Origin of the sequence: Mucilaginibacter yixingensis, from assembly GCF_041080815.1 — a bacterium.
Classification (GTDB): Bacteria; Bacteroidota; Bacteroidia; order Sphingobacteriales; family Sphingobacteriaceae; genus Mucilaginibacter; species Mucilaginibacter yixingensis.
This window is the reverse complement of the sequence record NZ_CP160205.1, coordinates 3,812,994-3,832,780: the sequence shown is the minus strand read 5'-3', so window position 1 is coordinate 3,832,780 and position 19,787 is coordinate 3,812,994. Positions and strand designations below refer to the sequence as shown.

The following is a 19,787-nucleotide window of genomic DNA, read 5'->3' as shown; positions in this document are numbered from 1 at the left end:
TGGGGAGGTTGGGAGGGGTGTATGAAACTTTTTTCTTCCGTAAACGATGTCACAGACCTGAACCAGATGGTTCAGTTAGCGCTTGAGCAAAAAAAATCGCCGTACGCGCACCAGGAACTAGGTAAAAACAAAACCATCGGACTGGTTTTCTTGAACCCAAGCCTGCGTACCCGCATGAGTACCCAAAAGGCGGCCCTTAACTTGGGCATGAACGTTATGGTGCTCAATATGGATAAAGAAGGCTGGGCGCTGGAACTGCAGGACGGCGTGGTAATGAATGGTACAACCGTAGAGCATATCCGCGAGGCTGCCGCTGTGTTGGGCCAGTATTGCGATATTATCGGTATCCGCTCGTTCCCGGGTTTGAAAGACCGTGATGAGGATTACAGCGAAATGGTGTTTAACAAGTTCGTTAAATTCTGCGGTGTGCCTGTTGTGAGCTTGGAATCGGCCACCCGCCACCCGCTGCAAAGTCTGGCCGATCTGGTGACTATTGAAGAATTAAAAACCCGCCCGCGCCCTAAAGTGGTATTAACCTGGGCCCCGCACGTAAAAGCGCTGCCGCAAGCAGTGCCAAACTCGTTTGCCGAGTGGATGTGCAAAGCCGATGTTGATTTTGTGATTACCCATCCTAAAGGGTTGGAGTTAAACACAGCGTTTACGCAAGGCGCAACCATTACCCATAACCAGGACGAAGCATTGCAGGATGCCGATTTTGTTTACGTAAAAAATTGGTCGGCCTATGAGCCTTACGGCCAGGTAGTAGAAGTAAGCGAAGACTGGCTGCTGACGAATGATCGCCTGAAAATCACTAACGATGCCAAGGTAATGCATTGCCTGCCCGTTCGCCGCGATCTGGAGTTGAGCTCTGAGATTCTGGATGGACCAAGCTCGGTAGTAGTGCATGAGGCTGGCAATCGTGTATGGGCTGCACAAGCGGTTTTGAAAACGATGCTGGAGAGTTTGTAAGGGCTGAAATATGATGTAGAGACGCATAATTGCGTCTCCCATATAGGACAGGCAATTGCTAAGAATTAAATGATTTGCATTCCGCGAGACACAATTATGTGTCTCTACAAGGAATTAAGGGGCCGGAGATTAGTTTCCGGCCTTTTTTTATTATGAATACCCTGTTGGTTTATAATTTCATTCGGTATTAAAACCTATCGGCTGCCATATCGTTTTAAAACTTATAACGTGCAACCATTATGGCCTTTATCGATTATTATAAAGTTTTAGGCGTCGACAAAAATGCGGATGAAAAAGCTATTCGCAACGCTTACCGCAAACTGGCGCGCAAGTATCACCCTGACCTGAACCCAAACGATACGGAGGCAAACAAGCGCTTCCAGGAGTTGAACGAAGCCAACGAGGTATTGAGCGACCCCGAGAAACGCAAAAAATATGACGAATACGGCGAGAATTGGCAACATGCCGATGCTTATGAGCAAGCCAAACAACAGCAACGTCAGTACAGCTACTCGGGTGGTGGTACAGGCAGTGCAGGCGGCTTTGAGGGCTTTGGTGCCGATACTGATTTCTCGGAATTCTTCAACTCGATGTTCGGCGGATCAGGAGGTATGGGCGGCGCTGGCAGGCAGACACGCTATCGTGGGCAGGACTACAACGCCGAGCTAAAGCTAACCCTGAACGATATTGCCGAAACCCATAAACAAACGCTAACGGTTAACGGCAAGCAGATCCGCATTACCATCCCGGCAGGGGTAGAGAACGGGCAGACTATTAAGATTAAGGATCACGGCGCACCGGGGGTAAATGGCGGTCCCGCTGGAGATCTGTTTATCACCTTTAATATCGCTAACCATCTGCAGTTTAAGCGGCAGGGGGCCGACTTGTTTGAGATCATAAAGATAGATCTGTACACCGCCGTTCTTGGCGGCGATATCACCGCCGAAACCCTCACCGGTAAAGTGAAATTAAAGGTGCAGCCCGAAACACAAAACGGAACTAAAGTAAAGTTGAAAGGAAAAGGCCTGCCCGTTTACAAGCATGAGGGACAACATGGTGATCTATACCTCACTTACGATGTACAGCTCCCCACTAAGCTGACCGACAAGCAGAAGGAACTTTTTGAACATCTGGCCAAACTAAACACCGAGCAACAATGACCACCACCGAATTAATAGCTACCGACGATTTTTGCATCTATCACCAGATAGAGCAAACGTTTATCACCGATTTGCAGGATGCTGGTTTGCTGCACATCACCATGGTAAATCAGCAGCGGTTTATTCCGCATGATGAACTATCGCAGCTGGAAAAGCTAACCCGCATGCATCGTGAGCTGGACATCAATGTGCCAGGCATTGCCTCTATCGTTCATCTGTTGGAGCAGATAGAAGATATGCAAGAGGAGATGAAAGCATTGCGTAATCAGCTAAGACGCTACGAAGAGGAATAAAGGCACAGTTAACAAAAGAGAGCGCAGGCTGTCAGCCTGCGCATCGTCGAAGGGCGCGCGAGATGGTCATTAAAAAGATGATCGGCTTAACGGTTCCCTTTTAAAAACTGCTGTAAAGCCTGCTGAGTAAAGTCAGACAGCACCAATTCACCGCTAACAGCGGCTCGTTCGTTCAGCAGTTGGTCCCAGTTTTCGGTGCCTTCCCACAGTATTTGTTTCAGGCTGAGCAAGGCATCGGGGTTATAGGAGGCCAGTTTATTGGCCAGGGTATCTATGGCTTCGTCCAGAGCGACGATATCAGCATAAACCTCATTAAACAAGCCTTTCTCGTGAGCCCACTGTGCGCTTTGAAAATCAGTAGCGCGGATGGTGAGTTGTGAAAATGCCGACAGCCCAATTTTTCGTGAAACAGCAGGCGATATCACAAACGGACCAATACCAATAGCCAGTTCGCTCAACTTAATAGATGCCGCCTCGGTAGCCAGGCAGTAATCAGCAGCTGCGGCCAAGCCTACGCCACCACCAACAGATTTGCCTTGTACTCTGCCAATGATGATTTTATTACAAGTACGGCAGGCATTGATTACTTCGGCAAAACCCGAGAAAAATTTCGCCCCGCTTTCCTTGTCTTTAATCTGCAACAACTCATCAAAGCTGGCGCCGGCACAAAAGGTGCGGTCGCCCTCACTTTTAAGGATGATGACGCGCACAGCATCGTCATTACCTGCATCTGTTATGGCCTGGGCCAGTTGAGCCAGCAGGGCAGAAGGCAATGAGTTTTGTGCCGGATGAAAAAAGCTGATAATAGCAATACCGCGATGATCGGTATTTGCGCTAACATGGCCGTTTATTTCAGTGCTCATAAAAATGATGATTGATCAAAACAGCCAATGTTAATCAAAATAGCATCAAGAGGCAAGTATAATTAAGAATCAAAAGGATAGAGTCAAGAGTCATGATTATTGGTTAAAGCATCTTGAGTCCTGTTTCTATATGCTTGTTTCCACCTCAAAGTCAAATTAAAGATCCCCGTTCGGCAGGTTAGGCACTTTTAGTAATTCGTTGGGTTCAATATCCAGCGCTTTGCCAAGTGCGGCAATGGTGGTAAGTTTTGCGTTTACTCGGCCGCTTTCAATGCGGTAAATTTGTGAGAGCTCCATGTCGGCCATCTTGGCCAGTTTTTCCATCGATAACTTTCTTTGTAGTCTAATCTTCTTTAAGTTTTTACCAAAAACTTTCACTACATCCTTTTCGGGCAACTGGAAAAACATATTTACTATTATTTAAGATCGTAGGTTAAGTGCTGCAAATATAGGCTGGGCCTGTAGATATTATGGTAAAGCAACGTTTAATTAAAGTAATTAGTTATATATGAAATGAAATAGTTACATAAAACATACTTATAAGTTGGTAAGGGAAAATTTAGAGGCTGCGGCAACGCCCAACTGCAGTCTTTAAAACAGCAAATAATATGGCCGCAACAAGTTGCAGTAATAATTGGCATGTGTATTGTCTAATATTATTTAGCATGGAAGAAGCAAAGAAGATCTTAGTTGTGGATGATGATGTGTCTATTTTAGACACACTGGAGATGGTGCTGACCTATTATGGGTACGATGTGGCTAAATTATCGCGCGGGGATAAGGTTTTTGAGCAAATAAACCAATATCATCCGGATTTGATATTGATGGACATTATGTTGGCCGGTATGGATGGTAGGGTTATTTGCAGCGCTATTAAATCTAAGATGGAAGACATGCCCGTTATTCTTATCTCAGCCACAGAAAATGGTGCCACTTGCCTGGATCGTGCCGGCGCTCCTGATGATTTTGTGCAAAAACCATTCGATGTAAATACCCTTATTGAGCGCATAGAGCACCAATTGGCTGCCTGATATTATTACCTTAAACAAAATTCTCTTTAACTATTATTAAATAATAATTAATTGAAAATTTAGTGTGAATTAAAAAATTCAATTATTTTTTCAGTATTTGCTTTGATGTCTGCTTTTTTGTAGTATATTTGAGCTGGCGCATTAAGTATTATTTTTTTATAACCCTTGGCGCTCAACGTCCGATACTGCTTAGAACAAACAACGCCTTCTTTACCTCCTATAATTGGGCACAACACAAATCAACAATGTTGAAACGCATTTTAGTGCTGGATGATAACCAGGATATTTTAGACATGGTTAATGAAGTGTTGACCTATGAAAACTATAGTGTGCATGCCACCACCAACGGTAACAACATTGTAGAAATTGCCAAAAGCTTCATGCCGGATCTGGCTATTTTAGACTACAAACTGACCTATAGCGATGGTGTGGAGATTTGCCGGGAACTGCGGGCTCAGCCAGAATTTAAAGATATGCCGATGATTCTTTTCTCGGCCTACATCAACCGTGAGCATGTGGATTATGAAAAGTTTGGTTATAATGACATGATCACCAAGCCGTTCAATCTGTCAGACTTGCTGGACAAGGTGAATAAGCTGGTGAATCAGGCCTAGTTTATCGTGTTTTCCCGGAGGCGCAGCTTACTGTATTAGTTCGTTTTCCATAAGCCATAGGCGCTATTCTTACTTGCTTACAATATCTTCCAAAATCATTTTGGCGTGTATGCGCGAGTTTTCTATAAACCATAGGTGTGTATCCATGCCGCCGCAAACCACGCCTGCCAGGTAAATATTTTTCAGATTGGTTTCCATAGTTTCCGGGTTGTACTGCGGAATGTTTTTCTGGTCTGTGGATAGATTGATGCCCATCTTGCTCAGAAACTCAAAGTTGGGGCGGTAGCCGGTCATCGCCATTACAAAATCGTTAGCAATAGTTACTTTACCTTCAGAGGTTTCAATATCTACCTCGTTTTCGCGTACTTCGGTAAGGCTGGAGTTAAAGTAAGCTTTAATGCTGCCTTCTTTAATGCGGTTCAGGATGTCAGGTCGAACCCAATACTTCACACGGTGACTAACTTCTTCATTTCTGATCACTAACGTCACTTCCGCACCTTTCCTAAAAGTTTCTAGAGCCACATCAATGGCCGAGTTGCTGGAACCTACCACTACTACCTTTTGCATGGCATAATAGTGCGGGTCCTGGTAATAGTGTTTCACTTTTGGCAGATGCTCGCCTGGGATATTCAGCTGAACGGCAATGTCATAAAAGCCGGTGGCAATGATGATGTTGCGCGCCTCATAGCTGCCTTTGCTGGTGGTTACGTGGTAGTGATTGTCTTTCTTAGCCACACAGGTTACTTCCTCAAAAAGCTTTATAGGCAGATGATGCGATGTTGCCACCCGGCGATAATACTCCAGCGCTTCGGCGCGGTTAGGTTTATTGCTGATGGTAACAAAGGGCACGCCGCCAATTTCCAGTTTCTCTGAGGTGGAAAAAAACGTCATGGTGGCCGGATAGTTATAGAGCGAGTTGACCAGGCAGCCCTTATCAACAATCAAAAAGTCCAGTCCGGCGCGTTGAGCTTCCAGTCCGCAGGCCAGGCCAATTGGTCCGGCGCCTATAATTAGAATATCCAGCATACGGCAAAAGTAACAAGAATGACGTGATGCCGGTTTTCTGCATGGTCAAAATAATCTCAAAAAAGAAGAGGCGCTCATTGAGCGCCTCTTCTTTTATATATACATCTTGTCATTTCGATCAGCAGGAGATGCATCCCATCTCATCGCTCCGAAAAGATCCCTCACTTTCGTTCGGGATGACAAGCGCAGGTTTAATTACTTTACGGCTTCTAATTCAGCAGCTTTAGCGTAATCAGCCAGGAACTGAGCCAGGCCGTTATCAGTTAACGGGTGTTTCAGCAGGGCAACGATAGCAGAAAGCGGAGCAGTTACCACGTCTGAACCAATTTTAGCACAGTTGATGATGTGCATTGGGTGACGGGCAGATGCAGCCAGGATCTGAGTTTCGTAACCGTAGTTATCATAAATAGTACGGATATCTTCAATCAGGGTTAAGCCGTCTGTAGAAACGTCATCTAAACGACCGATGAAAGGAGATACATAAGTAGCACCAGCTTTAGCAGCTAACAAAGCCTGACCGGCAGAGAATACCAGTGTACAGTTAGTGCGGATACCTTTTGATGTGAAGTATTTAATAGCGCGTACGCCGTCTTTAATCATAGGTACTTTTACTACAATTTGTGGGTGCAGGGCAGCCAGGGCTTCGCCTTCTATCACCATCTCTTCAAAAGTAGTAGCAATAACTTCGGCACTAACGTCGCCGTCAACAATTTCGCAGATGGCTTTGTAGTGGTTAATTACGTTTTCGTGGCCAGAAATACCTTCTTTAGCCATTAATGATGGGTTGGTGGTAACACCGTCTAACACGCCTAACTCATATGCTTCTTTGATGTGCGCGAGGTTGGCGGTATCGATAAAAAATTTCATTGTGTATTAGAATTTTAAAAAGTGAATGAGCTTGATGTGATGCGGAGTGCGGCAGTATTCATATCTCGTGGCGAGGGCAAACGAAAAATTGAGAAATAAAAAAAGGGTAAGCACCTTTTATCGCACCGCTACAACCCTCTACCCTTGCTGCGTTCCCACCCTGGGGGAGTTCAAGAGGAGCTGGTCGTAAAAGACTTACCCACCGCAAATATAGAAAAAAAGGCGACGCGCTGTTAAATTATTATTAAAAAGATGAAAATAGTGGCTAATGTTTTAATTGTGAGGGTCTTATTTTGTGTTCTTGATTGTTGGTTAGAGCTGTTTTGGGCCTGTTTGCCTATTTGCCCGGCATTGAAGAAGCCATAAATATGTGGCTAAACAGGGGGCCAGATGCTTTTTTTTGAAATGCAGGTTACTTTTTGATCACCTTGGTTTCTACAACTACCCGCTGGTTGTCAAATAGCTGATCTGATATTTTGCGGATATTTAGTGGCAGTGGCTCGCTTTCCATCGCCTGCTGCATACCTTTTAATAATTTCTCCAGGCTGAAAGGTGCATGGCGTTCGGGCGCCATCTTGAGTTTGATGGTGTATTCGCCCGTCAGTAGCGCCAGCTCGTTATAAAACTGATCGTTGCATTTCTCCAATAGTTGCTCAAGAGCGGCAACATCATGCTCTGGGATACCAAGCGTTAAGCGGAAAGTCCACTTTACACTATAGCTCAGCAGGCTTTGTCCAGTTGGACCGGCCGCGGTAATGCTTTGCAGAAAGTAAAATGAAAACTGCTCTTCATTTTCTCTGAGCCACTTATTTCTGGCAGATATGGTTGGCGATACCATCCCGTTAACACCCTCAAACGCCGTTGGGTTTATCTCATTAGTCAGGATCTGCTTTTCTTCTTTCAGAATTTTCATAGAGGAGGTTTAGTAAGCACCTAAAGATAGGCAGCTATATTAATCTAATTGTTAAGTTTTTATGGTGAGTTGATTTATCTATCGTGGTAGTTCGCGGAGCTATCTAATCCCTCCCCAAGAAGGGATTGAAAGACCATAAATGGCCTGCCCGCTCATCTCTAAACCCGGGTGTAGTGGATACCGGCCCTGCGGTTAAGGCCTGTGCAGTATGAACGGAACACGGGGCTACAGGTACCTAAACGCTACAACCTTACGTTTTCAGAAATATTTAGTACCCGGTTTTAATAACCTGGGGTGATTGCTGCGATATTAAAAATTTGGTTATTTTTGATAGAACGCTGTTAATGAAAAAATTATTGATTCTTTGCCTATTGGTTTGCGGTGCCGTTGTTGCGCATGCACAATCGATGACCTTTTATAGTATGGCCGACATGGTGCGCCTAAGCGCCGGTGAGGTTGACAACATCCTGGTAAACACTGGTAAGTTTAAGGTGAACGACAAGCAAATTGTAAAGGGCCAGCTTTTAACCAGCTACCAGACTATAGATCGTAACAAAACCCCTATTAAGGGCGAAACGCTGGTTACCGGTGCTTATAATACCACTAACAGCGGCGAACATCTGCACACCATTACTTACAAAAGTATTTATCCAGAGTATATTTATAACCTGATTAAGCAGATCCAGGGCCTGGGCTATCACAATACGCTGAAAGGTGCCGACCAGGTACGCTCTATCTATATTTTTGACAGCAATTTTTACCACGTTACCGTGCTGATGATGCGCGATGGGTCTGTCAATAGTGTAGAGATCCGTCAGAAAGAATTGGGGATTGAGCCGTAATTTGCCGGCGCGTCCTTCGGCAAACTCAGGACGACATCTTATACTACAAATTCAGATTTATTCCCGCAAAGTAGTTTCTTAAAGCCGATGGGTTGAAGTATCGATTGCCCACTGCGTTCAGGTCGTTACCCAGGCTGTAATGCTGGTTCAGAATGTTATCGGCCCCGGCATATATTTCCAAACGTGTTTTTTTAGACATTCTGTGCGACCAGGCCAATTTGGCTTGTATTAGATTGTAATGCGGTGCGTAAACGGTAGAGGCATCATTCAATGGGATCTCCGCAGTATAACTATGCTGTACAAACAGGCTAAAGCCTTGTGCTAAACGTGTTTGAAGGCTGCTTACCACTACATTACGCGGCACGCCGGTAAGTGGGTTGCCAGAATAGTTAGCGCCCGCTACTACATAATCGCGGAAGAAATAGCGACTCAGCGTGTATGAGGTATTAAACTGCAGTCCACGGATAAAGCCAGTTCTTTTAAGCCGGATCAGCCAATCACTGAAGGCCAGTTCTACCCCTGTTTGGTTGGTGCCGCCAGCATTGATGTAATACTCTGTTTCGTCAGGATGCAGTCGTCGGACGATGGCGTTGTCGGTGCGATAGTAAAACACCGAGGCATCCAGGATGAGTGTTTCGTCAAGGTTGCGCAGGCGCAGGCCGGTCTCATAATTCCAGCCGGTTTGGGCCTGCAAGGCGGTGTTAATGACGTTGTCGGTCGGGCGTACCTCGGCCGTAGTAGGCGTAGAGTAGCCGCGGCTAACCGATGCCCTCGCGATGAAATTATTGGTTAACTGGTAGGAGAGCGCTAACCGCGGCATTAACTGAGCCGAGAAATTGCGGGGCGTGAAGCCAGTTTGCGCCAGTGGATACAGGTTTTTAAACTGATAGCTGTAATTGTTAAGACTAAGGGCAGCCTCGAAATGAAATCGAGATAGATCGCCCAGGTAACGCACAAAAAAGAAGTGCTGGTTAGTGTTGATACGGTCAAGCGTTTGGGCGGTATCTTTTACTCCTTTTTTGTTGCCATAGTTGTTAATAGCCGAGTTTGTTTGCTGCCATTCCAAGCCGGCGTTGATCTTCCATTGCAGATCCATGCCGCCACGGCTGCGCCATTCAAAGTAAGAGCGCAGGCCGAAGGTGTTCTCATCACGCTGCTCATAATTGGTGATGAACGGGTTTGCAAAATATACGTGCGAGCCATAAACGGCGGTAACGTTTTTTAAGCGGCGACTTAGGTTGAGGCTGTTGACCAGTCCGCCTGTTAGCATCTGCGTAGTAATGCTGATGTTTTGATCTATAGCTCCCGGAACAGCCGCTGTGCCTAAACGCGCCGAGCGCGGATCGGCTAATTGTTGGGTAAAGGTCAGGCCGCCGGGTGTGTTATAAAACAGGTCTGAATAAAAAGCCATCGCTTTCAACTCGTTGCCTGCCGAATAGCTCCACCTGTTTGCAACCTGGAAATAGTTGCGGCGCATGTTGCTGTGCTGGCGGTAACCATCATAAGTCTCGTGCGCTTGACTAATGTCCAGTTGGTCTTTATCCAATTTGCTGTGCAGTGCAGCGTTCTCATGAAAAAGTCCATAAGAGCCGCCATTTATGCCGATAGAGGCTGATTGTCCGACGGTATCAATATTGCCCGTTGGGCGGATGATGACCACGCCGCCTGAGTTAGCGCCAAATAAGCTGCCGTCAGGGCCTTTTAACACTTCTATACTGCGAATGCCGGTAGGGTCTATAGCGTTAAGATAGGTGTTGCCACCGGCATCGGTCAACGGGATCTCGTCGTAATAAACCTTAACATCGCGTACCCCAAATGGCGAGCGCAGCAGGCTGCCGCGTAACGATAGCCGGTAGCTACCGGGCGAGCGCTCTTCCATGCGTACACCGGGAATGGTGTTCATAGCAGGCACCAGCGAGTTATCAGGCTGAAGCTTTAATTGTGCCGGGCCGAGTGTGCTGATGGCTGCCGGAACATTTAATAAAGACTGATTGAACAGGTATGATTTAACCTCGACGGTTTTGAGGGTATCGGCAATAATGCTTTTACTTTTAGGTGCTTGAGCGTGTAGGTATAATGCGCCTGCCAGTAAGCCGGGCAGGAGCATAAGGGTTTTGCGCATGTTCTTCTCTATAATAGATTAAAACAAAAATAGCCTTTTTGAAAAGGCTATAATTATGTGCTATTGTAAAAATACTACTCGATTTATTCCGACAGGATGCAGAACTCAAAATCCAGCGGCTCAAAATGGCGGATCAGTTCTTCAATCAGTTGCTGGCCCCATTTTACGTAGTAAAGGCCAAAGTTTTCGGTACGCTCCTGCAGACTGTTACCGGGGAACAGTGCGGTTTTGATCTGTTCGATCTGTTCCAGTCGGGTGCCGTAGGTGCGTTTTTCGGCGCGCATCAGTTTCTTTTCCAGGTTGTCAACGGCTTTCTTCAGTCGGGCTTCTACTGCGCTTGTTGAGGGTACCAGGGTGCTATCTATTTTACCGGCGCGCTGCTTTATTTTTTCAAACAGGGCTTCCATTTCCTGCCATTCACTGGCCAGGGTGAGGTTGTGTTCTGAATGATCGGTTACCCAGCGCTGTTTCAGGCTTTCGGTACCGGTAAACAGATCTTTTGGGGTAAACTGCAGATTGGTAATTTTTGCCCGCTGTTCTTTGTGGATCAGTAAGCCAGAATTACGCAACAGGAGGATGGGGAAATCAACGCCGTAATGGTCAAAATTAGCTTTCAACTGCAGCCAGTAAACTACCTCGGCGCCGCCGCCTATGTAGGCGATGTTAGGTAGAATTACTTCCTGGTATAGCGGGCGCATGGCCACGTTGGGACTGAAACGCTCAGGGTGTTCCTTGATCTCCTGTTTTAGCTCTTCCTCACTGAAACTGATCTCGGTATTCAACACCACGTAACGACCGTCCTCAAAACTCAATCGTTCGCGCAGGTTATCCGTAAGGTAAAAAAAGTTGATTTCGCGCGAGTGGATCTGGGTGTGTACGCCAATGTCATGCAGCTTTTTATCGGTCGCGGTAATATTTTTAAAGCTGTTCTGCTGAATAATATCCTGCTCAATGATAGGTGCAAACTCACGTTTCAGTTCGATGTCATCAGCATCAACAATTACCAGGCCGTATTGACCAAATAGGGCATGCACGAGGTAGCGGGTGGCATCGGCCAGTTTATCAAATTTGGTGTAGGCGGTTTCTACCAACGCGGCCAGTTCAGGGCCGTGTTGTTCCATGCCCAGTACGCCTTTATATTGGTTAAGCGCCTGTCGGATGGTTTTGGTGAGCAGTCGGCCTGTTGCACCGGCTGCATCCAGTTGCCATTGCACTTTGAGACCACCAATTTTGGTGTAATTGATCTCGGCAAAGTCATGGTCCTCGGTAGCCATCCAATACACCGGAGTGAAGTTGTGCTCAGGGAAACGCTCTTTTAACTGGCGCGCCAGCTTAATGGCGGTAACAATTTTATAAATAAAATACAGCGGACCGGCAAAGATATTTAACTGGTGACCGGTGGTAACGGTGAAACCAAGGCCCCCGGCTTGTAGAGGCAGTTTAATGCCGCTTTGCTCATATTGCTTACGCAATACGTTGATCAATAAATCGGTATCGGCAGTGTTTTTTTTGTTTGGGATGATCTGGGAAAAACCATCAAAGGTGGGGCGATAACTGTAAAAGGGGCGTAGGGTAGGAGCATCATCAAGGTAATCAATTACCGTTTGCGAGAAATACCCGGTGTCTTTATAGCTGATACAGTTAGCGTCCATGTTTCGAAAAAAATATCTGAACCAGGATTTAACGGATTTTTAGGATTTACAGGATTCTTAATGCAGGTCTCTGATTCTTGAGCTATATAACTCATCTTATATAGCGATAACCATAATCCTAAAAATCCTAAAAATTCGTTAAATCCTAGTTCAGGGCTCGAATTTAGATTTTAATCTGCTAAAAAAAAGACTATCGCCTTTTGCCCGGACTTATTTTACAATCTGTCCATAAAGGTCAAAGTCCTCGGCGCTGTCAACTTTAACGTTTACAAAGCTGCCAACAGTGGCGTAATTGTTTGTGGCGTCAATCAGCACCTCGTTATCTACCTCAGGCGAATCAAATTGGGTGCGGCCCACAAAGAAGTCGCCGTCTTTTTTATCAACTAATACTTTGAACGTCTCGCCAACTTTTGTTTGGTTGATCTCGAACGAGATACCTTGCTGAATTTCCATAATGGCATCAGCACGCTCTTGTTTTACTTCATCAGGTACATCGTCCACTAAAGTATGGGCATGCGTTTTTTCCTCGTGCGAGTAGGTGAAGCAACCCAGGCGATCAAAACGGGTATCTTCAACCCATTGCGCCATCTCTTCAAAATCCTGCTCGGTTTCGCCAGGATAGCCGGTAATGAGGGTAGTGCGCAGGGCGATGTTTGGCACCTTGTCGCGAATTTCATTTACCAGATCGATGGTTTTTTGCTTGGTGATACCACGACGCATTGATTTCAGCATGTTGTCTGTAATGTGCTGCAGCGGCATATCCAGGTATTTGCAGATGTTCTCGCGCTCGTTCATCACATCCAGAATCTCCATTGGGAAGCCCGAAGGATAAGCATATTGCAGGCGGATCCACTCGATGCCGTTTACATCGCTCAGGCGACGCAGCAGTTCATCAAGGTTACGTTTGCCATACAGATCCAGACCGTAGTAGGTCAGGTCTTGCGCAATAAGAATCAGTTCTTTGGTGCCGTTTTTTGCCAGGTTTTTGGCGTTATCTACCAATTGCTCTATCGGCGTGCTGGCATGTTTGCCACGCATCAGCGGGATGGCGCAGAACGAGCATGGGCGGTTACAACCCTCGGCAATTTTAAAGTATGCGAAGTGAGATGGGGTGGTTAACAAACGCTCGCCAATCAACTCATGGCGATAGTTAGCGCCTAATGATCCCAACAGGTTTTGCAGATCATTAGTACCAAACCATGAATCTACGTTGCCAATCTCGGCTTCCAGCTCAGGTTTGTAACGCTCAGATAAACAGCCGGTAACAATCACCTTGCCTACTTTGCCCTGCTCTTTCAGATCGCTGTATTGCAAAATGGTATCGATAGACTCCTGCTTGGCGTTGTCAATAAAACCACAGGTATTGATAACGATAATATCGTCTTTTTTTACCTTGCTGGCCTCATGCACCACATCAAACTGATTGCCTTTTAACTGGCCCATCAGTACTTCAGAGTCATAGATGTTTTTAGAGCAGCCCAGGGTCACTACGTTTACACGTGGTTTGGCTTCCTGTTTTGGCTTGTTAATTTCTTTTGTCTTCATTTTCACCTCTCCCTAACCCTCTCCGGAGGGAGAGGGAATGAAACGGACTAATTGCCGTTTCCTCACTTTTAATTTTATCTATTCGTCATTGCGAGGAACGGAGCAATCTCTGTAAATTCCTACGCAGAGATTGCTTCGTTCCTCGCAATGACGTGTTGTTGTATTTTTATTTGAACAGGCTTTCCACAAACGTTTTCCTGTCAAACAATTGCAGATCATCCATTCCCTCACCCACACCAATATATTTCACCGGGATCTTAAACTGATCTGAGATGCCAATTACCACGCCACCTTTGGCTGTGCCGTCAAGCTTGGTTAATGCCAGTGCGTTAACGGCTGTAGCTTCGGTAAATTGTTTGCATTGCTCAATGGCGTTCTGGCCGGTTGATGCGTCCAGCACCAACAAGATCTCGTGCGGTGCGTTAGGTACAACCTTCTGCATTACGTTTTTGATCTTGGTCAGCTCGTTCATCAGGCCCACTTTATTGTGGAGGCGACCGGCGGTATCAATTATGGCCACGTCCTCGCCGTTAGCAACAGCCGATTTCAGGGTATCAAAAGCTACCGAAGCTGGGTCTGAACCCATTGGCTGTGCCACAACGCGCACATCAACACGCTTGCCCCACAATTGCAACTGGTCTACCGCCGCAGCGCGGAAGGTATCGGCAGCGCCCAGCACCACTTTGTTGCCGGTTTGTTTCAGCTGATGTGCCAGCTTGCCAATAGTAGTGGTTTTGCCCACACCGTTGACGCCCACTACCATAATTACATAGGGTTTGTGGTTGCCATATTCAAAGCTGGCAAAATCATTACTGTTGTTTTCTGCCAGCAGTTGTTGTATCTCATCGCGCAGCAGGCCGTTCAGCTCGGTGGTGCCAACATATTTATCGCGCGCAACACGTGCCTGGATCCGCTCAATAATCTTGAGGGTGGTTTTCACACCAACGTCAGACGTTACCAGGATTTCTTCCAACTCGTCCAGCACGTCATCGTCAACGGTAGATTTACCGGCAACGGCCTTGGTGAGTTTAGAGAGCAGGCTGTCTTTGGTTTTTTCCAAACCACTGTCAAGCGCCTGCTGTTGCTGCGGGGTGCTTTCTTTCTTCTTAAAAAAATCGAATAATCCCATAAACCCCTCCTAACCTCCCCGAAGGGGAGGGAATTAAGTGAATGTTTTAAATTGTATTCCCGGCATGGTTACCTCCCTCTCCAAAGGAGAGGGCCGGGGAGAGGTTTAAACAAAAAAAGCCCTCTCGTATATACAAGACGGCTCTAATATTTTTGCGGTTATCAATTACTTGATAACGTCTTTAAGGTTATCGTTAGGAACGATTTGCTCTTTGAATGAGTAAGCACCGGTTTTAGGTGATCTAACCGAGTTGATTACTTTTGAAAACTCTTTGCCTTTACCTGTTTTCAGGGTTGCAACTACTTTCTTTGCCATCTCTTTGTATAATTAATAAATTATTGAATGAGTGTGATTTATGCCGTAACGTTTCGCAACGTGTATTTGCATTAATTACTTAATCTCTTTATGAACGGTTACTTTACGTAATACCGGGTTGAATTTTTTCAATTCTAAACGCTCGGTAGTGTTCTTTTTGTTCTTGGTGGTAATGTAACGTGACATACCTGGCATACCGCTCTCTTTATGCTCGGTGCACTCTAAAATTACCTGAACCCTGTTACCTTTTTTTGCCATTGTATTGTTGTATTTTGACTATTGAAGCATCATACCAGCAATCAGCGAACTTCATCTCTGATTAACCGATTTCTGATTACTTATATAGAACCTTCTTTTACAAATTTGTTAATGCAGGCGGTGATGCCTTTTTTGCTGATTGTTTTCACAGCTGAAGTAGATACTTTCAAAGTAATCCACTTGTTTTCTTCAGGGATATAAAACTTTTTCAGTTTTAAATTAGGATAAAATTTGCGTTTGGTTTTAACGTTTGAGTTTGAAACGTTGTGACCGTTCATCGCACCTTTTCCTGTTAAATCACATATTCTTGACATGACAAATCTTTTTTATATGTATGCTTATTCTCAAAAAGAGTTTGCAAATATCAGGATTTAATATGAATTATTCAACACTGATTTTAAATATTTTAAAAAAGAGTTTTGCACAATTCGGGTGATGGGTTTTCCACAATGCGCTTACGCAATCGTATGCGTTAATTTTTATAGTAAAAAGCAGGTATGCTACAGAAAATCACTAATTTTCGCCCACCGTTACACCAAATTATGAAAATCAATTCTTTTGAAGATTACCAGCGCGTTTATGAGCGCAGTGTGAATGAGCCCGAAGCTTTCTGGTCTGAAATAGCCGAAACTTTCCAATGGAGAAAGAAATGGGATAAAGTGCTCGACTGGAACTTTACCGAACCACGCATTCGCTGGTTTGACGGCGCCAAGCTTAACATTACTGAAAACTGTTTGGACCGCCACCTGGAAAAACTGGGTAACAAACCCGCCATTATCTGGGAGCCGAATGATCCGACGGAAGATCATCGCGTTCTTACCTATAAACAACTGCACGATAAAGTTTGTCAGTTTGCCAATGTATTAAAGAACAACGGCGCTAAAAAAGGCGACCGTATCTGTATCTATATGCCAATGGTGCCAGAGTTGGCCATTGCTGTGATGGCTTGCGCCAGGATTGGTGCTATTCACTCGGTAGTGTTCGGTGGTTTCTCGGCCCAATCAATTGCAGATCGTATTCAGGATGCAGAATGTAATATAGTAATTACAGCCGATGGTACCTACCGCGGTGCTAAACTGGTTGAACTTAAAAATGTGATTGACGATGCGCTGGTACAGTGTCCGTCGGTACAAAAAGTAATTGTGCTAACCCGCAGCCGTACACCAGTAGCCATGATTAAAGGCCGTGATTTGTGGTGGGAAGACGAGATCAGGAAAGTAGAAACCCAGGGTAACCCGGATTGCCCGGCCGAAGAGATGGACGCCGAGGATATGCTGTTCATCCTGTATACTTCTGGCTCTACCGGTAAACCAAAGGGTGTGGTACATACTTGTGGCGGTTACATGGTGTATGCCGGCTATACTTTTGATACCACATTCCAATACCAACCGGGCGAGGTTTACTTCTGTACGGCAGATATCGGCTGGATTACCGGTCACTCTTACATTGTTTACGGACCGCTGGCGCAAGGTGCTACCTCGGTGATGTTTGAGGGCGTGCCAACTTATCCGGATGCTGGCCGTTTCTGGCAGATTGTAGAGAAATTTAAGATCAACATATTCTATACCGCGCCAACGGCTATCCGCTCCTTAATGAGCTTCGGTACAGACTTTGTAAATAAGTATGACCTAAGCTCGCTGACCAAACTGGGGTCAGTAGGCGAGCCGATCAACGAGGAAGCCTGGCACTGGTTCCACGATAACGTGGGCAAAGGCAAATGCGATATTGCCGATACCTGGTGGCAAACCGAAAACGGCGGCCACATGATTACCCCGATAATAGGCGTTACGCCTATGAAGCCGGGCTATGCCTCATTCCCGCTGCCGGGCATCCAGCCGGTATTGGTGGATGAGAAAGGCGACGAAGTACAAGGCAACGGCGTGAGCGGTAACCTGTGTATCAAGTTCCCTTGGCCGGGTATGCTGCGCACCACTTATGGCGATCACGAGCGTTGCCGCCAGACCTATTTTGCCACTTACCCGAATATGTATTTTACCGGCGATGGTTGCTTGCGCGATGAAGAAGGTTACTACCGCATTACTGGTCGCGTTGACGACGTACTGAACGTATCCGGTCACCGTATTGGTACTGCCGAGGTAGAGAACGCTATTAACATGCACAGCACGGTGGTAGAATCAGCAGTGGTGGGTTATCCGCATGATATTAAAGGCCAGGGCGTATATGCCTTTGTGGTAAATCCCGGCCGTAAAGATGATGAGGATGTTACCCGCAGAGATATCATTGCCACGGTGTCACGCCTGATTGGTCCGATTGCTAAGCCTGATAAAATTCAGTTTGTAAGCGGCCTGCCCAAAACCCGTTCGGGCAAAATTATGCGCAGGATTTTAAGAAAGATAGCCGAAGGCGATACTTCAAACTTAGGCGATACATCGACCTTGCTTGATCCGGCTGTAGTAGAAGAGATTAAAGCTGGTGCGCTGTAAGCAAAGAGCCAAGAAATAAGAGTCAAGAATCAGGAGCCGGGGTTTTATAGCCCTGGCTTTTTTTGTGGCATGAAGTGTAGAGAAAGACTACCTGAAAAGTTTATCCAGCTCAATAACCAATTACGTGCCAAATAAGAAATTGACAGAAGCCCGCACTCAGTTAAACGTCTGCTTGAAAGCCACCAGCACTTTTAGATAAACCTCGCGGTCAACACCAGCATTGCCGGGGTGATCGGGGCGCAGGGGCTTGCCGTTTTTGAAGCGTACGGGGAACAAGGCAACAAAATCGCGTCTGCTGATCTCGTATCTCAACCAGGCGTCCTGACTGTGTATTTCTTCCAGCTTCATTTCAAACAGCGATACGCTTATCGGGTCTAAAGTCATCAATCAAAAGTACAAATTTTTTGAGGCGCAGGGACGCCGGGGAACGATTGTAACTTTAAATAGACGTTTAAATTACATTCAATTGCGATTGTTAACTTTACGCCAATCACACATATACAATACATCATTTATGGAATATAGAAAATTAGGCGGCTCGGGTCTTTCTGTGCCGGTGCTTAGCTTTGGTACGGCTACGTTTGGCGGTGGCAATGAGTTTTTTAAAGCCTGGGGCAACAGCGATGTAGAGGATGCCCGCCGCATGGTAAACCTGTGTCTGGATGCTGGCGTAAACCTGTTTGATACGGCCAATATGTATTCCAGAGGATTGTCTGAAGAAATACTGGGCAAAGCTATAGAAGGCCTGCAAAATCGTGTGCTCATCTCTACCAAGGCCACCTTTGCCATGAGTGATGACCCGAACGATTATGGTTCATCCCGCCGTCACCTGATCCAGGCTTGCGAGGAAAGCTTGCGCCGTTTGAAGGTAGATCATATTGATATTTACCACATGCACGGCTTTGACGCCAACACCCCTGTAGAAGAAACACTGAGCGCCCTGAATGATCTGGTGACCAGCGGCAAGATCCGTTATATTGCTTGCTCTAACTTTTCGGGCTGGCATCTGATGAAATCACTGTCGGTATCAGAGCGTTATGGTTGGTCGCGCTATGTGGCGCACCAGGCGCATTACTCATTGCTTGATAGGGAGTTTGAGTGGGAACTGATGTCGTTGGGGATTGATCAGAATGTGGGCACTATTGTTTGGAGCCCGATGTCTGCAGGTAGATTGAGTGGTAAATTCCGTCGTGGTACAGGCATGCCTGCCGATAGCCGCCTGGGTCAGGGTGGTGCCGAAGGTCCGGCAACTGACTACGAGCATCTATATAAAATAGTAGATGCGCTGGACGAGGTAGCCGAAGAAACCGGCAAAACCGTAGCCCAGGTATCTTTGAACTGGCTATTACAGCGCCCAACGGTTTGCAGCCTGGTAATTGGTGCCCGCAATGAGGAGCAGCTGAAGCAAAACCTGGATGCCGCGGGCTGGAACCTGACCGTAGAGCAGGTAAAGAAACTGGATGCCGCCAGCGATGAGTATCCCGTTTACCCATACTGGCATCAGCGCAACTTCCCGATGCTGAATATTGCGCCGAAGCTGTATAAGTAATAATTTAACGCTAAGCATAACACAACACGTCATTGCGAGGAACGAAGCAATCTCTGTACAAGACAGTCGGACATGCAAGTCCCGCTTAGCATATGCAGAGATTGCTTCGTTCCTCGCAATGACGTGTTAAGTATAAAAAGGGTGCTCAATCTGTGAGCACCCTTTTTATACTACTGGCTGCAGTCGCTCGGCTCC

General features: G+C 46.1%; 21 protein-coding genes and 1 other RNA gene. 8 read left to right on the top strand and 14 right to left on the bottom strand.

What is annotated here, in order from left to right:
- Positions 1–21: 21 nt before the first annotated feature.
- The 3 genes from ABZR88_RS15495 to ABZR88_RS15485 all read left to right on the top strand — a co-directional run bounded on the left by ABZR88_RS15495 (position 22) and on the right by ABZR88_RS15485 (position 2,422).
- Positions 22–969, top strand: coding sequence for an acetylornithine carbamoyltransferase (locus ABZR88_RS15495; protein WP_107826465.1), 948 nt, complete (start codon positions 22–24; stop codon positions 967–969).
- A 239-nt stretch (positions 970–1,208) separates the two neighbouring features.
- A complete protein-coding gene (locus ABZR88_RS15490; RefSeq protein ID WP_107826466.1) occupies positions 1,209–2,129 on the top strand; it encodes a DnaJ C-terminal domain-containing protein in 921 nt (306 codons plus the stop codon).
- The gene (locus tag ABZR88_RS15485; protein WP_107826467.1) at positions 2,126–2,422 is read left to right on the top strand and encodes a chaperone modulator CbpM; all 297 of its coding nucleotides are present in this window, start codon (positions 2,126–2,128) and stop codon (positions 2,420–2,422) included. The genes ABZR88_RS15490 and ABZR88_RS15485 overlap by 4 nt, the downstream gene beginning before the upstream one ends.
- 86 nt (positions 2,423–2,508) lie before the next feature.
- Here the strand turns inward: ABZR88_RS15485 and ABZR88_RS15480 are convergent, their stop codons facing one another.
- Together ABZR88_RS15480 and ABZR88_RS15475 are read right to left on the bottom strand one after the other, a co-directional pair.
- Positions 2,509–3,285, bottom strand: a complete 777-nt coding sequence (locus tag ABZR88_RS15480; RefSeq protein ID WP_107826468.1) for an enoyl-CoA hydratase/isomerase family protein — start codon at positions 3,283–3,285, stop codon at positions 2,509–2,511.
- 156 nt (positions 3,286–3,441) lie between these two features.
- Positions 3,442–3,693: a helix-turn-helix domain-containing protein gene (locus ABZR88_RS15475; protein ID WP_107826469.1), complete on the bottom strand. Its 252-nt coding sequence runs from the start codon at positions 3,691–3,693 to the stop codon at positions 3,442–3,444.
- 257 nt (positions 3,694–3,950) lie between these two features.
- Here ABZR88_RS15475 and ABZR88_RS15470 point away from each other — a divergent pair, with 257 nt between their 5' ends.
- A complete protein-coding gene (locus tag ABZR88_RS15470) occupies positions 3,951–4,316 on the top strand; it encodes a response regulator transcription factor (protein WP_107826470.1) in 366 nt (121 codons plus the stop codon).
- 245 nt (positions 4,317–4,561) lie between these two features.
- Positions 4,562–4,930: a response regulator gene (locus tag ABZR88_RS15465; protein WP_107826471.1), complete on the top strand. Its 369-nt coding sequence runs from the start codon at positions 4,562–4,564 to the stop codon at positions 4,928–4,930.
- Between the two features lie 69 nt (positions 4,931–4,999).
- Here the strand turns inward: ABZR88_RS15465 and ABZR88_RS15460 are convergent, their stop codons facing one another.
- The 4 genes from ABZR88_RS15460 to ABZR88_RS15445 form a co-directional block, all read right to left on the bottom strand.
- The gene (locus tag ABZR88_RS15460; RefSeq protein ID WP_107826472.1) at positions 5,000–5,956 is read right to left on the bottom strand and encodes a YpdA family putative bacillithiol disulfide reductase; all 957 of its coding nucleotides are present in this window, start codon (positions 5,954–5,956) and stop codon (positions 5,000–5,002) included.
- A 195-nt stretch (positions 5,957–6,151) separates the two neighbouring features.
- Entirely contained in the window at positions 6,152–6,823 is a 672-nt protein-coding gene (fsa, locus tag ABZR88_RS15455; RefSeq protein ID WP_107826473.1) for a fructose-6-phosphate aldolase, read from the bottom strand.
- A gap of 101 nt (positions 6,824–6,924) precedes the next feature.
- Positions 6,925–7,024, bottom strand: an RNA gene (ffs, locus tag ABZR88_RS15450) — signal recognition particle sRNA small type.
- Positions 7,025–7,235: 211 nt separating this feature from the next.
- Positions 7,236–7,736 carry a hypothetical protein gene (locus ABZR88_RS15445; RefSeq protein ID WP_107826474.1) on the bottom strand — a complete coding sequence of 167 codons (501 nt, stop codon included), beginning with the start codon at positions 7,734–7,736 and terminating at the stop codon, positions 7,236–7,238.
- A 344-nt stretch (positions 7,737–8,080) separates the two neighbouring features.
- Here ABZR88_RS15445 and ABZR88_RS15440 point away from each other — a divergent pair, with 344 nt between their 5' ends.
- On the top strand, positions 8,081–8,578 hold the full coding sequence (locus ABZR88_RS15440; RefSeq protein ID WP_146166441.1) for a hypothetical protein: 498 nt from the start codon (positions 8,081–8,083) through the stop codon (positions 8,576–8,578).
- Between the two features lie 43 nt (positions 8,579–8,621).
- Here ABZR88_RS15440 and ABZR88_RS15435 read toward each other — a convergent pair whose 3' ends face one another.
- The 7 genes from ABZR88_RS15435 to rpmB form a co-directional block, all read right to left on the bottom strand.
- A complete protein-coding gene (locus ABZR88_RS15435) occupies positions 8,622–10,700 on the bottom strand; it encodes a TonB-dependent receptor (protein ID WP_107826476.1) in 2,079 nt (692 codons plus the stop codon).
- 83 nt (positions 10,701–10,783) lie between these two features.
- A complete protein-coding gene (gene bshC / locus ABZR88_RS15430) occupies positions 10,784–12,352 on the bottom strand; it encodes a bacillithiol biosynthesis cysteine-adding enzyme BshC (protein ID WP_107826477.1) in 1,569 nt (522 codons plus the stop codon).
- A gap of 210 nt (positions 12,353–12,562) precedes the next feature.
- Positions 12,563–13,897 carry a 30S ribosomal protein S12 methylthiotransferase RimO gene (rimO, locus tag ABZR88_RS15425; protein WP_107826478.1) on the bottom strand — a complete coding sequence of 445 codons (1,335 nt, stop codon included), beginning with the start codon at positions 13,895–13,897 and terminating at the stop codon, positions 12,563–12,565.
- A 166-nt stretch (positions 13,898–14,063) separates the two neighbouring features.
- Positions 14,064–15,026 carry a signal recognition particle-docking protein FtsY gene (ftsY, locus tag ABZR88_RS15420; protein WP_107826479.1) on the bottom strand — a complete coding sequence of 321 codons (963 nt, stop codon included), beginning with the start codon at positions 15,024–15,026 and terminating at the stop codon, positions 14,064–14,066.
- Between the two features lie 165 nt (positions 15,027–15,191).
- A complete protein-coding gene (locus ABZR88_RS15415) occupies positions 15,192–15,341 on the bottom strand; it encodes a DUF4295 domain-containing protein (RefSeq protein WP_107826480.1) in 150 nt (49 codons plus the stop codon).
- A gap of 75 nt (positions 15,342–15,416) precedes the next feature.
- Positions 15,417–15,599 (bottom strand): 50S ribosomal protein L33, encoded by a 183-nt coding sequence (gene rpmG / locus ABZR88_RS15410; protein WP_074490316.1) that lies wholly within the window; start codon positions 15,597–15,599, stop codon positions 15,417–15,419.
- 80 nt (positions 15,600–15,679) lie between these two features.
- A complete protein-coding gene (gene rpmB / locus ABZR88_RS15405; protein WP_107826481.1) occupies positions 15,680–15,913 on the bottom strand; it encodes a 50S ribosomal protein L28 in 234 nt (77 codons plus the stop codon).
- A gap of 228 nt (positions 15,914–16,141) precedes the next feature.
- On the opposite strand from rpmB, the gene acs reads away from it, so the two are divergent.
- Positions 16,142–18,043: an acetate--CoA ligase gene (acs, locus tag ABZR88_RS15400; RefSeq protein ID WP_107826482.1), complete on the top strand. Its 1,902-nt coding sequence runs from the start codon at positions 16,142–16,144 to the stop codon at positions 18,041–18,043.
- A gap of 156 nt (positions 18,044–18,199) precedes the next feature.
- On the opposite strand, the gene ABZR88_RS15395 is transcribed toward acs, so the two are convergent.
- Positions 18,200–18,427 carry a hypothetical protein gene (locus ABZR88_RS15395; protein ID WP_107826483.1) on the bottom strand — a complete coding sequence of 76 codons (228 nt, stop codon included), beginning with the start codon at positions 18,425–18,427 and terminating at the stop codon, positions 18,200–18,202.
- Positions 18,428–18,557: 130 nt separating this feature from the next.
- Here ABZR88_RS15395 and ABZR88_RS15390 point away from each other — a divergent pair, with 130 nt between their 5' ends.
- Complete coding sequence (locus ABZR88_RS15390) at positions 18,558–19,592, top strand: aldo/keto reductase (RefSeq protein WP_107826484.1); 1,035 nt, start codon at positions 18,558–18,560, stop codon at positions 19,590–19,592.
- The last annotated feature ends 195 nt before the right edge of the window (positions 19,593–19,787 follow it).